At 40.1% G+C, this 13,619-nt stretch carries 12 protein-coding genes; 5 read left to right on the top strand and 7 right to left on the bottom strand.

Features of this window, described 5'->3' with window-relative positions; all coding sequences use genetic code 11:
* Positions 1-49 precede the first annotated feature (49 nt).
* The 4 genes from fbp (at position 50) to EGN73_RS17070 (ending at position 3,136) form a co-directional block, all read left to right on the top strand.
* Positions 50-1,084 carry a class 1 fructose-bisphosphatase gene (gene fbp / locus EGN73_RS17085; RefSeq protein ID WP_219292672.1) on the top strand — a complete coding sequence of 345 codons (1,035 nt, stop codon included), beginning with the start codon at positions 50-52 and terminating at the stop codon, positions 1,082-1,084.
* 159 nt (positions 1,085-1,243) lie between these two features.
* Entirely contained in the window at positions 1,244-2,269 is a 1,026-nt protein-coding gene (locus EGN73_RS17080) for a LacI family DNA-binding transcriptional regulator (RefSeq protein WP_219292670.1), read from the top strand.
* Between the two features lie 152 nt (positions 2,270-2,421).
* The gene (locus tag EGN73_RS17075; RefSeq protein WP_219292668.1) at positions 2,422-2,691 is read left to right on the top strand and encodes a hypothetical protein; all 270 of its coding nucleotides are present in this window, start codon (positions 2,422-2,424) and stop codon (positions 2,689-2,691) included.
* A gap of 220 nt (positions 2,692-2,911) precedes the next feature.
* A complete protein-coding gene (locus EGN73_RS17070; protein ID WP_219292666.1) occupies positions 2,912-3,136 on the top strand; it encodes a hypothetical protein in 225 nt (74 codons plus the stop codon).
* A 216-nt stretch (positions 3,137-3,352) separates the two neighbouring features.
* On the opposite strand, the gene EGN73_RS22565 is transcribed toward EGN73_RS17070, so the two are convergent.
* Both EGN73_RS22565 and EGN73_RS22560 read right to left on the bottom strand, forming a co-directional pair.
* The gene (locus tag EGN73_RS22565; RefSeq protein WP_246611646.1) at positions 3,353-4,102 is read right to left on the bottom strand and encodes an ATP-binding protein; all 750 of its coding nucleotides are present in this window, start codon (positions 4,100-4,102) and stop codon (positions 3,353-3,355) included.
* A gap of 338 nt (positions 4,103-4,440) precedes the next feature.
* Entirely contained in the window at positions 4,441-4,899 is a 459-nt protein-coding gene (locus EGN73_RS22560; RefSeq protein WP_246611639.1) for an AlbA family DNA-binding domain-containing protein, read from the bottom strand.
* Between the two features lie 530 nt (positions 4,900-5,429).
* On the opposite strand from EGN73_RS22560, the gene EGN73_RS17060 reads away from it, so the two are divergent.
* A complete protein-coding gene (locus tag EGN73_RS17060; protein WP_219292662.1) occupies positions 5,430-5,651 on the top strand; it encodes a hypothetical protein in 222 nt (73 codons plus the stop codon).
* 553 nt (positions 5,652-6,204) lie between these two features.
* On the opposite strand, the gene EGN73_RS17055 is transcribed toward EGN73_RS17060, so the two are convergent.
* The 5 genes from EGN73_RS17055 to EGN73_RS17035 all read right to left on the bottom strand — a co-directional run bounded on the left by EGN73_RS17055 (position 6,205) and on the right by EGN73_RS17035 (position 13,616).
* Positions 6,205-8,403, bottom strand: a complete 2,199-nt coding sequence (locus tag EGN73_RS17055) for a hypothetical protein (RefSeq protein WP_219292661.1) — start codon at positions 8,401-8,403, stop codon at positions 6,205-6,207.
* A gap of 181 nt (positions 8,404-8,584) precedes the next feature.
* Positions 8,585-9,700: a bile acid:sodium symporter family protein gene (locus tag EGN73_RS17050; protein WP_219292659.1), complete on the bottom strand. Its 1,116-nt coding sequence runs from the start codon at positions 9,698-9,700 to the stop codon at positions 8,585-8,587.
* Positions 9,701-9,788: 88 nt separating this feature from the next.
* The gene (locus tag EGN73_RS17045; RefSeq protein ID WP_219292657.1) at positions 9,789-11,273 is read right to left on the bottom strand and encodes a mandelate racemase/muconate lactonizing enzyme family protein; all 1,485 of its coding nucleotides are present in this window, start codon (positions 11,271-11,273) and stop codon (positions 9,789-9,791) included.
* 40 nt (positions 11,274-11,313) lie between these two features.
* Positions 11,314-12,252 (bottom strand): RraA family protein, encoded by a 939-nt coding sequence (locus tag EGN73_RS17040; RefSeq protein ID WP_219292655.1) that lies wholly within the window; start codon positions 12,250-12,252, stop codon positions 11,314-11,316.
* A gap of 83 nt (positions 12,253-12,335) precedes the next feature.
* Positions 12,336-13,616, bottom strand: coding sequence for a mandelate racemase/muconate lactonizing enzyme family protein (locus EGN73_RS17035; RefSeq protein WP_219292653.1), 1,281 nt, complete (start codon positions 13,614-13,616; stop codon positions 12,336-12,338).
* Positions 13,617-13,619: the final 3 nt, after the last annotated feature.

Raw genomic sequence — 13,619 nt, 5'->3', positions numbered from 1 at the left:
AGTCTTAGAAAGTACATTGAGGATGGTTTATTATTAAATCTAATTACATATGAAAGTGAAGAAATATATCCCTGATCAATCCGGATTGGCTAATTCTGTAGGCGTTACTCTTGACAGGTTTATTAAAAAAAAGCAAGATGATTTTACTTTTGCTTCAGGAGAACTTTCTCAGTTACTGAGAGATATAGCACTAGCTGCTAAGATTGTTAATAGGGAGACCAATAGAGCAGGTCTTTCCAGAATAAGTGGATCTTTTGGGCATACTAATATTCAGGGAGAGGATCAACAAAAATTAGATGTTATCGCAAATATTAGATTCATGAGGGCACTCTCAAAAGGAGGTGAAGTATGTGCAATAATTTCAGAAGAAGATGATGAAGTTGTTGAATTCAAAAACAAATCCGGAAAATACGTCGTTGCGATTGACCCATTGGATGGTTCGTCAAATATTGATGTAAATGTATCAATTGGAACAATATTTTCAATTTATAGAAGAGTAACTCCAATTGGAAGTCAAATCCGAACAGAAGATATTATGCAAGCCGGGAATACCCAGGTAGCATCAGGCTATATTATATACGGGTCATCCACCATGTTAGTCTATACTACAGGCCGTGGAGTTAATGGCTTCACTTATGAACCTTCTTTGGGGGAGTTTTTTCTTTCACATCCAGATATGAAAGCGCCACAGAATGGTGAAATTTACAGTATTAATGAAGGGATTTATAATCAATTTGATGAAGGCTTGAAGTCTTACCTTCAATTGTGTAAATCTAGAAAACTATGTGCCAGGTATATTGGAAGCCTTGTTGCCGATTTTCATAGAAACCTATTGAAAGGAGGTATATATATCTATCCTGCTACATCAAGTTTACCAAATGGAAAATTGAGACTGTTGTATGAAGCCAATGCTTTAGCATTTATAGCAGAACAAGCTGGTGCCGTAGCATCAAATGGTACAAATAGAATTTTAGATGTCATGCCCACGTCACTCCACCAAAGAACTCCACTAATTATTGGATCAAAGAAAATGGTGGATGAAGTATTGGCTATTAATAATAAATTCTCAGATCAAATTTTATAATGTTGTGTCATGTAATAAAAGCTCATTAATTTAAAAACACATCTTTAAATAGTTTTGTGCCTGTATTTTAAAACTTCGAAGGTTAATTCTGAAATATTTACCTAACTTTCTACCAGATCGGATCAGTGAAAAAACCCAAAATATTCAGATTAATTAGTCATGAAAAAAAATCAGGTTACAATAACCGATATAGCAAAAGAATTAAATGTTTCCCCTTCAACCGTCTCAAGAGCACTTCATGATAGTCCTTTTATTAGTGAGGAAAGGAAAAGAGAAATATTGGACTTCGCCAAAAAAATGAACTACAGGCCTAATCAGCTTGCCTTGAGTTTATTGAATAAGAGAACAAAGATTTTGGGCGTAATTGTCCCCGAAATTACCAGCTATTACTTTTCAACTGCAATTAATGGGATTCAGGATAAAGTTGGTGATTTTGGATATAAATTGATGATCAGTCAATCAAATGAGTCATTTGAAGAAGAAATCAGGCTTATGGAGGCCATGTCTCTCGTAAGAGTAGATGGTTTTTTAATTTCACCTTCTTCAAACACTGTTGATTTTGACCATATTAAAACCATAAAAGAATCTGGATTCCCTTTAATAATTTTTGATAGAGATTGCCATGGCTTAGATGTTGATAAAGTTGTTGTTGATGATTATTCCGGAGCATTTGATGCTGTGAATTATCTAGTAAAAACTGGATGCAAAAGAATTGCACATATTACAGGTTCTTCCAATTTATCCACCACAAAGCATAGAAGGCAAGGTTATTTAGATGCATTGTTGGAAAACGGGTTGAATATTCAAGATGAACTTATAATATTCGGTGAAGATTCGACCTCTGAAACAGGTGTCGATGGGATGAAGAGTCTTTTTAATTTGGAGAAGTTACCGGATGCAGTATTTTGCTACAATGACGCTATTGCTATTGGGGCTATGTCAGTTATAAGGGAAAGAGATATTTTAATACCAGATCAGATTTCCTTGGTTGGTTTTGATGATGAGCCGTACAGCACTTACTTTAAGCCATCTTTAACTTCAGTTTGGCAGCCCGTTTATGATCTAGGGGTATTATCTGCTAAAATCCTATTGGATCAACTTAATTCAGATATTGACCAAAATGAATATCGTCATGAAATATTGAAGCCGGAATTGGTTATCCGTAATTCATCAAAGCAATTGTAAAAACCTTTTTAGTTCCTGTCTTCCAAAAGGAATCATACGACTACAACATGATCCCTCTGGCGTATGCCATGCATCTGAGAAAGTATCTGGGAATTGGAATAGTGAAGTAAATCAAAAAGGAGATGGGTCTTCCCAATACCAAACTGAACCTTATGAAAAGGAAGTACAATAAAATCCAGTTTGCTGGTATCATTCCGGATAATGGCGCTGGATATATCATAATAGACGATCAGTTTACACCAGGAGCTACGCTACGGGAATTGGGAAATCATATCATAAAACAAGGAGGAAGAATTCTTGCGGCCACAACATTGAGCTGTGGAAGATTTGGAAAGTCATTTATCCGTCAGTCAAATGGTCAGTTTATTGGAATGACAGGAGTGGAATATCAGGCAATAAAATTATATGGCAGAAAAACCTGACTTTACCATTTCCAACTGTCTTTCTTTCAATTGCTGAATTTAGGTCCATTGAAAGGATGCAATGTTAAAAAAATGCTGCTTTGCCAAGGGTGCGTAAACCTGCCATGAAAAACAGGGCTTTCCAGAGGAAGCCTTCCCGGTTTTTCCTGACAGCCCTTGTCCACAGCTTTACATTTTTTCCATTCTGCACCATTCAATGTTTAACTTAAATTCAGCAGCAATGAAAAAATTTGAAAAGAAATTCATCGGAAAAGGCACCAAAGTCAAAAGCCTTGAAATCATTCGGCTTACGATTTCTGAAGAAGCACTTAAAGAAGCTTTGGAAAATGAATTATCAGACTATAAAGGCAATAAGTATCTGGTAATAGAGGTAGCATCTCTTAAAGAAACCGACAAATATGGAAGGAGTCATACGGTTTATATCAATAAGAAAGTGAAGGATTGAATCCTGCTTTCATGCTGTTCCTCAATGCCGCTTTCTAAGCGGTATTGTTTTTTTTGATTTTGATCATATCCCTGAGGGATTTTAAGGTTGCTGTATCTGATTTTATCAAGAATACTAATCCTGCTCATAGGGAATCATGAGGGGCATGGTGATGAAAAGCTCAATTTTATCTCCGAACTTCAGTTGGTTTTCTCCGAACTGAAAATACTCGACATCCTAACTGTAGTTAATTTTGATCAACAACTTCCATTTACCACCTTTATCAGGTCCAATTCTTTCCAAAAAGCCTGCTGCTTTTAATTTAGCAATGTTTTTTTCTACTCCCCGGCTTGATAAAAGTATCTTTTGAGCTATGTCAGATGCCGAAGTTGTCATGTCTTTTTGGATTGCCAAGAGTATCTTGTAAGCATTTTCTCCGAACTCCTCTATAATTTTCTCCGAACTGACAAAAGGTGTTTCAACCATTTTCTCCGAACTGGAAATCATTTTTCTCCGAACTTTAGTTGAGGCCAAAAAGGCATCATTCACTGGAAGTACGACATGGAAAAAGGACCTGTCTTCATCTGTATCAAATTTTGCTGGTGGTGACCCATTATTTTCCATGGCTTTGATAATGGTTGGAATTCCTGTGGCCTTTCCTTCTGTGAGGTCAAGCTCTTTGAGGAAATCCCCCAGTCTTCTATTTCTATATCTTCTCGGTAGGACAGCACCTTTATTGAATTCACTTAACTTTATACTTCTGTCTGGTCCTCCATAATTGATCACTCTTATCCTATTTTGGTAAATGCGGATTTCAACAGGCTCTCTTGTCTGGTAATCCCGGTGGTAAAGGGCATTGGCTATCACCTCTTCCAAAGCCTGGTAGGGATAATTCCAAACCTTAACAGCTTCAGCCCTATTTTTGATTTTTGTGGTTTTTTGACGGAGGACATTAATTTTTAGGTATTCCAATGTTTTATTGATCATTTGGTCTACAGGTCCGGATATATAGGGGGCTTCTATGAATTCGTCAGCTTCTTCACCATTCGGAAAATGCACAATCTCAACCCGGGAATAAGGGAAATATATCTCTGGATTGTCGGTGAACATCATCAAGGCTACATTTCTGGGATGCCGTCTTTCCGGTGGGCCATACAGGAGCTGCATTTGGGAAAGAAGCTGTTCCTTTGTCAAGGAATCCATTGCGTCCACAAGCTTACTTTTTACCTTTCTTAGATATTCCCGAATCAAAGTCAATGAAATTTCTTCAAAGCTTATCAATGAGTTGGCACGGTCATCAAAAGGTGTCTTTCCACTCAGAGCGATCAATTCTTCTCGTTGGCTTTTGTTGACCTTAATTGAACTGGATCCGTATCTGATGTAGTAATTATATTTCTTTTCTTTGGCCTTGATTTCATCAGGAACTTCATAGGGCCTGTTATCTCCTGCAAAGACCCATATTGCCAAGATTTTTTTCCATCGATGTCCTCTACACTTATTTTCGGATGATAGACTGGATTGATCAGGTTGTTCATTTGAAGCATCACCTTAAGTATCCCGTCAATCTCATCTTCGTTAAGGCCTGCAACTGGTAGTAGAGGTATTCCATTTTCTTCTTCTATTCCCACAATAATATACCCTCCGCCAATGTCATCAAAGTCATTGGCAAAAGCGCAGATTGACCTGTAGATGGAGCCGGGGTTCCACCCTTTCTTATATTCTATTCGTTCAGATTCTACTGCTTTTCCTTTGATTAAATCTAAAACATTGATGGGTAAAGCCATATCAACTTAACTTAAAATAATTATTGTGTGTATGTAGGTTTAAGTTGGTCAAAGATAGAAAAATGAAGTTATAACGGTATTGGGAAAAATCAGAATAGAATTATCCTTTACTGTTTCACCAGGTCAACATTGTAATTTTATACCAAGATGGAGTAAAGAGTTTAATATATCAAAGGATTCATCAAGGGTTGTTTCTTATGTGAGGATTTGCTAAAAATGCTATTGTAAATTCCATTTGTGAAGATTATCTCTGATCAATTTGACAATGTGTATCTAGCCGAAAGACTGTATTCAAGGAAAAAGTCTCATTTCCTTTAACGACTTCATTTTTCATTACATATGCATTTGCTGTCTATTTGAAAGCTGAATGCTAGGAAAAATCACTGACTGCCCAAGGGCAAGCAATAGTTTTTAGTGAAATCAGGGCTTTCCAAAGGAAGCCTTCCCGGATTTCACTAAAAACCCTTGTCCAGTTTTGTGATTTTTCCTTAACGACCAGCATCAAATGTTCCATCTAAATGCATGAAAAAATGAAAAAGTTTGAGAAAAAATTCATCGGTAAAGGATCAAGGGTAAAGAGCCTTGAAATTGTCCGCCTTACAATTTCTGAAGTAGCCCTGAGAGAAGCTTTGGAAAATGATCTGACAGATTTCAAAGGGAGTAAATTTCTTGTCATAGAAGTTGCCTCACTTAAAAAAGCTGATAAGTATGGAAGAAGCCATACTGTTTATATCAACAAAAAGCTCGAATGATTTAAAGGATTTCTCTTTAAAATCAAGTCACAATTGACGCCAATTGTGACTTTTTTTATACTTTGAAATTCCATTGTGAGAAGTTGTTGAATAGTATGAAAAGTACATTAAAATCATATAAAAATACAAAAATTAAAAAATGGTGTAAAATATTGGTTTCCAGTAATTTATACCTAAATTGCAAAGTGAGCTATTCGGTGAGTCAGGTTAGTCACATGGTTGTAAATAATTGAATATCAGTAAATAAGAGGCAAGGTTCATTTCCCTCCTCCTTTGCACAAAAAGGCTGAGCACATGCTCAGCCTTTTTTGTTTGAGGAGGAGGGAGCCACCCTGCATCCTGGCTCAAGCCCCATTGGAGAATAGATCCCAGATTAAAAACTCTATCGATTACTCATAAGTACTATCCTCTTTTCATCAACAAAATCATTATAGGGTGAACAGCTCTCAATTGATCATTTTGAAAAATTTTACACACAGGTAATTACAGTTTAAAAAATGTGTGTTTTTATCTGTTTTCCATTTTAAAAATAGCTTTTAACAATTCTTCCCAATCAAATCACACTCAGGACAATGTTTTTTTCTCCTGCTACGATTATTTCTGTTGATCTTATGGTATGGGAGCTTATAGATGGATTGTTTTTGGCAAAATAATGCATCAATGCTCCCAATGCCCTGCTGTGAAGGGAGGCAGAGGGGATCTCACGTAAATCTTTTTCAAGCTTTTCAAAATTACCCTCAATCTCAAGGTTGTTGGATAATGCATCAAAAAACCGTTCATAGAAAGTTCCTATCCGGGTCCATTTTTGCTTGATATCCCTATTTTGGGAAAGAATTTCTAAAAACATCCCGGGTAACTTTCTCTTTTCCATATCCGCATGCGCTTGGTTCTCCTTGTTAATTGGACCTATTTCCAGGATATTTTGGGCTATGGCATTTGTCATGGCATGATCGCTTGGACTTGCATGTTGGAGCAAGTGAACAAAAGCCATTTTGTATGCTTGAGACCTTTTAGAAATGTCTCTTCTGAACTCAATTTCTGGAAGATAGGGGAGGGCACTGGCAAGGGATTCTGCCAATATTCCGTTTAAATGGGCCGGATTTCTTTTGATTAAAGTTGCCAACTGAGACAAAAAGGAAAAGTAACCTTCTCCCGCAATCAGAATGGTGTTTTGGACTTCAATTACCTTATTTCGAAGGGTTTCAAAATGGGTCTTTGCCAATTCAGCTCTCTCTTCCGGCATGATACTCCCCCAGATAACTCCAGTGTCCAGATGGTTTTCCAGGTCAGCTATGTTTCTGATTCTCCCTCCGGAGCTTTGGCTAAGGTACTGTCCAAAGGTTGCATCATTGAATCTTGGGCTTATGGAAAATCCTTCCATAGCGCAGGTGTTTTCTGAAAACCATTCTGAAGACCAATTTCCCAACTCCCCCATGTAACCTGATCCTATCTGATAATGTATAGACTTTTGTCCAACAAGATTTTGGGATACAGTTTTGTGGAAAGATTTTTTCCCAGAGACACTGAAAAGGTTTTTGTCAAAAAGGGTAAGGCCCAGTCCCAAAGACCTTTTCACTGTAAGGGTGTTTTGGTTTAAATAATGAAAAAAGAGGTCCTGGGAAAGTTTGTTCGTTTTGAAATCTTCTAGGATTTTCCCAAGCTTAAGATTGACCAAAGAAGAATGGTAATCAGGGACTTTTGGGGCGGGTAATTGAAAATGAAGCAACTCACTCTGGGATTCTACTTTCCTGTATTCATAGCGCAAGGCCAATTCGGTGTTTTTATGGATGGCAGACTGAATTTTTGTGATGATGTTGTCTTTCACCTTTTCCAATTCTTTTCTGATGTCGGGGATTTCCAATTTGTCAAGATCGACAAGCTTTCCAAATATGGGGTACCAAACCTGTTTTTTTAGGTTTTCTTTCTTTTGATTACTATCCTTAAGGAAATTGTTGAGTTGACTTAATTTGGTGCCTAGAATGGCTTCTATTACTTTATTCCCTGTGTCTTGGAGAAGTTCTTCAAAATGCTTGTTGTCAGAAAAGTTCAGGGATACCTTAACACCTGCGTTGGCTACCTTTTGTATTTGATCAGCTCTGGTCAGTGCCAGTTCAAGGTGTCCCATCTGCGATTTTTTAGCCAGTAACATCTGGGAGTCACTGATGGCATACTTGAAGGCTAAAGACAAGCTGGGCTTAATGTCCAATACCAAAGTTTTGGGGTCAATCCCAAGTCCTGATATTCCGGAAATAGATCTCGTGAGAACATTTGACCAAGAGAAATCCATGGTCAATTCAGCCCCTCTATCAATGGTAAAACTTAGCACCTGATGTTCGGGTAGGTTAATCAGATCTTCTTGGTTTAAAAAAACAGGGAAAGAAGAAAGGTCTTTATTTACACATTCATCCAAAATTGAATTTTTGGGATGTGGGCTGGCAAAAAGAAGGCTGTATTTTCCATCGAGCTTTAATCCAAAAAGATTAAAAATCAGGTCTATGTCCATTTCACCGCTAATGCTGTACAGAAGCTGTGAGTATTGTTTTTCTTCAAAATGAAGTTGTCTTGGGCGGTTTAATTGATTGTCATGGAAAATGGTGAAACCTACGGACAAAGAGGTGCCGGACTTGAAGCCTGGAATGTTTTGCGAAAAAGTGGCTTTGAGCGAAAATGAAGCTTCTTGAGGAATATCCTTCAAGGCCATTTGCTTGGAGTCCCCCAAAGCTGTTTTTAAATCCAAACTTAAATCCAACATGGCTATTGATCGAATTAATGCCTTAGATTTTGTAAGATCCTTTCAAGCAGAAGAAATTTCACTCACTTACATCCTGTTTTTTCTCATCCAAGCCCACCCAAGTTACAAAGTTATGAGCAATGTAATTTAAGTATAAAAATGTCAATATGTTTCTATTTCAGAGGTTTATAATTTTTATAAATCATGGTTTTACAGTTTCCTTATTTGGCTTTTGCAGGTCTGTTTCCACTGGTTTCCTATGCCAAAATGAAGCCAGCACAGAGCCCGTAATGTTCATCAATGGTCCAAATACTGCCGGAGCAAGACCTACGGTGGCGATTTTACCCATTTCCTTTGCTATACCTGAAGCAAGTCCACCGTTTTGCATGCCCACTTCCAGTGCAATGGTCCTACAGTCTTGCTCAGGCATTCTGAATAGCCTTGCTGCCCAATACCCCAAAGTATAGCCGCTGAGATTGTGTATGACCACAAGCGCGATTAGCAATGGTCCTATGGTAAGCAGACTGTCGCGCCCCGCAGCAATGATAATGATCAAAATCAGCGCGATGCCCAGCATGGATACTACAGGCATGGCTTCATCCAGCCATTTTGCTTTGCCTTTGAAAAACCTGTTGAACAACAGGCCAAATCCTATGGGGATCATGACAATTTTGATGATATCCATCATCATCTTCCAAGCTTCTACGGCTACAAACTCTCCAGCCAAAAGCCCCATCAAAGCTGGCGTGACAAAGGGAGCTAGGAACGTAGTTACCGAAGTAATAGTGATAGAAAGTGCCAGATTTGCCTTAGCCAGATAGCTCATTACATTGGAAGCCATTCCGCTAGGGGAGCAACCTATTAGAATCAGTCCTGCGGCAATTTCTGGAGGGAACCCGCTCAGTTTGGCCAAGCCATACCCTATAAACGGCATGATGGTGAACTGGCAGAGTAAGCCGATTATCACCCCTTTAGGCATTTGGAATACCCCTTTGAAATCATTCAGACTCATAGAGGTGCCCATGCCAAACATTATGATCTGCAAAAGGGGGACGATAAGTCCGCTTAGTTGATACCCGTTGAGCTCTACAAAATAGTTGGGGTAAAAAAGTGCAGCCAAAACAGAAGCAAATATTAGAACAGTATAAGTATATCCTTGGAGCTCCTTATTTTTCCGGATGGCTATACTCATTGCAATAAGTGCCAAAATCCAGAAATAACCGGAAGTAGGAAAATCTATTAGGATCCATGTCAATATTGCGAGCAAAACGAAAAGGGCTGCTGAAATCCCTGTCCATAAATAAAAATTACTTTTCAATCTTTTCTGGTTTTGTTGGGAAATGTTTTTAAAATTAAAATAACCACCCCAAGTCAATGAGTTTGGGATGGTTTAATTGTATTGGTTTTTAAGAGTAGGTCCTGTCATGAGATCTTTTTTCATCCCATTCTGGAGTCGGCTCAAAGTAGCTTTGATCTGATTTGTTGAGATGCTGCTTGACTACTTCGTCATTGAGCTCAATGCCTAAGCCAGGAGCTGTAAGCGGTACATTGGCGTATCCCTTTTCTATCATTTTGAATCCTCCAACAGTTTTTACCATATCTTCCCACCAAGGTAGGTCAACAGAATGGTGCTCCAAAGCAAGGAAATTTTGTGTGGCGGCAGCACAGTGGACATTTGCCATAAAGGATACCGGAGTGCCTGCTTGGTGCATGGCCATGGCAATTCCTTTTTCTTCGGCATAATCCCCGATTTTCTTGGTTTCCAAAAGTCCACCTGAAGACGCCAGATCGGGATGCACGATGTCTACGGCATGGTTGTCGATCAGGTCTTTGAAATTTTCCAGCAAGTAAATGTCCTCACCGGTGGTAGTTGGTGTTTCGAGTGCTTCTGTGATGGTTTTATGCTGTTGCCATAGTTGCCATGGAACCATGTCCTCCAGCCAGGCAAGGCGGTATTTATCCAAAGCTCTGCCCAGCCTAATGCAGTTATTAAGATCTATATGTCCATAGTGGTCAGTTGAAATGGGGATTTCAGGGCCTACCATCGCCCTTACATTTTCTACAATTTTTGCAAGCTCATCCAGACCTTTTTCTGTGATCTGTATACCTGTAAACGGATGCATGGTGTTTGCATAGGACATGTAGCCACCCTGCCATTGGCTGGCCCCTGATTTTAAGATTTCGGGATTCACCAGACATCCGGGTATATTTCGGATCTCATTGATAGAAACGTCCATTTTAAGCCAAGTATAGCCTTGTGTCTCTGTGCGGTATTTTATTTTTTCCTGTTGGTCTTTAGTATCCTTCCCTTCCGGGGTGTCCGCATACAGGCGTACAGTATCCCTATACCTTCCTCCCAGCAGCTGCCAGGCCGGAACGTTATAAGCTTTACCACAAAGGTCCCACATGGCCATCTCCACCGCGCATACACCTCCCGCTTGTCTTGCAGGGCCACCAAACTGCTTTACGATCTTGAATATTTTCTCCACATTGCAAGGATTCTCGCCCAAAATCCTGCTTTTGAGCATGAGGGCATACCTGGGGTCAGCGCCGTCTCTTACCTCTCCCAGCCCATAAATACCCTGATTGGTATCGATACGGATGATGGCCGTCCTTCCCAATACTGAAGTGACACAATACCTCATGTCTGTGATCTTGAGGTCTGTTGGGTTGGAAAACCTATTGACATCACGTGAGGTTTCCGCCAGCGTATCTCCAAGGGAAAGCCCCATCAAAGCTGATAGGCTCATTCCTCCCAGTGCTGTTTTTTTGAGAAAGTCTCTGCGTTTGGCCAAAGTACCTGGGTTTTCTATTTCTGCCTTTCTTTCCAAGGTATATTTGTTTTCTCTGATCTTATTGTCTTCAATGATTTTTTCTAAGTTGTTTTTCATGGATCTTGGGTTTTTGTAATTGTTTTTGACTGTATGGGAATTACCAGTTTCTTTCTTTTAAAAATTCATCCAGTTCTGACCTGCTCATAGGCAAATCCTCCTTGGTCCGGAGCCATTCCAAAAAATCATTCACTATTGTTTCATTCCAGCGGCTATCGATTTCTCCAGCAGCATATTTCCCCTCTTTTAACCTCTGAATACCAAATTCATCTCTTAGCATGATAAATTCGGCGTTGATGACCAGGTCAGCCAGCAGGTGTGCTGGGATGAAAATAACCCCATATTTATTGGCCAGGACAGCATCACCTGGAAGCACTGTTGCCCGGCCTATCCTGATGGGGTAGTTGATGGTAGAAAGCATCATCTGCTGTATATAAGAAGGATCATGGCCTTTGATCCATCCATTGAAGCCTTCTATGGCGGTCAATCCTGCCATGTCTCTAACCGAACCATAGAAGATGACCCCTCTTTTGGACTTGGCATATATGGCATTGCCCAAATTGTCACCTATCAAGGTACCATCCACTATTTTCCCGTAACTGTCTGCCACATAAATGTCACCCTCCTGAAGTATGTCTATTGGCCAGGAATTGGTTCCTCCTGATTGAACACGGCCTTCTTCTTTACCTATTTTTTTGACAAGATTGTCAAAATCCGCCCGAAGTGGCATGTACTGGGCGGTTACAGCTCTTCCTGTCATCACACTTTCGTCATCGATGATAATCCAGTCGTTTTCAAATTGATTTTGATAGCCTTTGTTTCTCAGGTATCCCCAGGCTTCCTCCATAGATACTTCTGATAAACGTTTCAAGAGAGCGTCAGGGACTTTTGGTCTTCCGTCAGGAAATCTTTCTCCTGTCCATTCGGGTGAAAGGGATTTCACTTGTTCAACGGTCGGGGAGATTTGTTGGGCGGTTATTTGCCCGCTGATCATAAAGGCAAGCCCTATAATTAGGGATTTGCAAAGGGACTTTTGCATATTCTGATTTTTTGGTTGATAAAGGGTTTATTTTACTTTTCTGCCGTAAAATCTTACGGCAAAAAAGGTCTTGTTAAGTGTATTTATTCAAAGAATGGGACATCTTTTACGGCGTATTTCCGCATTCCCTCTTCATTGATTTCCACACCGATACCGGGTTTTTCAGACAACGTGATAAAACTGTTCTCTGTCCTTGGACCATCATAAGTGACAATGTCTTTCCACATTTCGTCTTTGTCCATATAAATCTGCCATTCCATTATTTGAAAATTAGGTACGGAAGCACAGACATGGCAGGTAGCCATTGCGCCAAGGAAGGAAGCTACCATGTGAGGGGAAAAAGGTACATAGTAAAGATTGGCCAGATTGGCTATTCTTTGTCCTTCGCCAAGGCCTCCTGCTTTTTGTAGGTCGGGCATAATGATGTCTACTGCACTTTCGGAAAGTAGCCTGGTGAATCCATAGGCAAGGTAGATGTTTTCGCCCGTACAGATAGGGGTAGTGGTCTGACTGGTAATGGATTTGTAAACTTCCGGATTATCCGCGGGAATAGGTTCTTCCAGCCACATCAGGTCTAAGTCTTCATACCTTTTGGCCATTTTAAGGCCTGTGACTGCATCGTACCTTCCGTGCATGTCCACACAGATATCTATTTTGGGACCTACGGCCTCCCTTACAGCAGCGATGGCATTGTACATCCGGTCAATTTCTGCAGGGCTAGCTGTCCAATTGAATCTGTCGTATTTATTGGGATCTCTGCCATCATCCACGTCAAACTTTACAGCATTGTAGCCCAAGGCTACTGCGTCTTTTGCCGCTATGGCATAATCAGAGGGCTGTGGGTTAGTCGCTGTGTAAAGCGCAGTATCACAGTAAACCCTGATTTTGTCTCTGAATTTGCCACCCAATAATTGATAAACGGGTACTCCGTACACTTTGCCGGTGAGGTCCCACAGTGCCGTTTCCACCGCGGTGAGTACGGCTACATACACTCCGGATTGTGCTCCTCCAAAGAAGGCGGCCTTTCTCAGTTGCTCGGCAATCCTGTTTGGATTTAAAGGGCTCTGACCCTTAATCATATTTCCCATCCTCTGGACCAAATGATAGGTGCCATGAATGGCATCTACGGCCTCTCCACATCCCCAGACATCCTGATTGGTATAGATTTTTACATATAATGCTCCCCGGACAAATCCACATTTAAGGTCTGTAATTTTCAGGTCAGAGGGGTTCGAATAACTGTTTTGGCCTTCTACCGCCTTTCCCAAACTCTCTCCCATACTGCTGATGAGAGCTCCTCCGGTGAGGCCGGCGATCAAGCCTTTTTGTAAAAATGATCTTCTGCTATTTTTTAATTCGTTCATGGT

Source organism: Arthrospiribacter ruber (assembly GCF_019343195.1).
Lineage (GTDB): Bacteria > Bacteroidota > Bacteroidia > Cytophagales > Cyclobacteriaceae > Arthrospiribacter > Arthrospiribacter ruber.
Note: the sequence above shows the minus strand (reverse complement) of the source record. Positions and strands in the feature narration are given on the sequence as shown.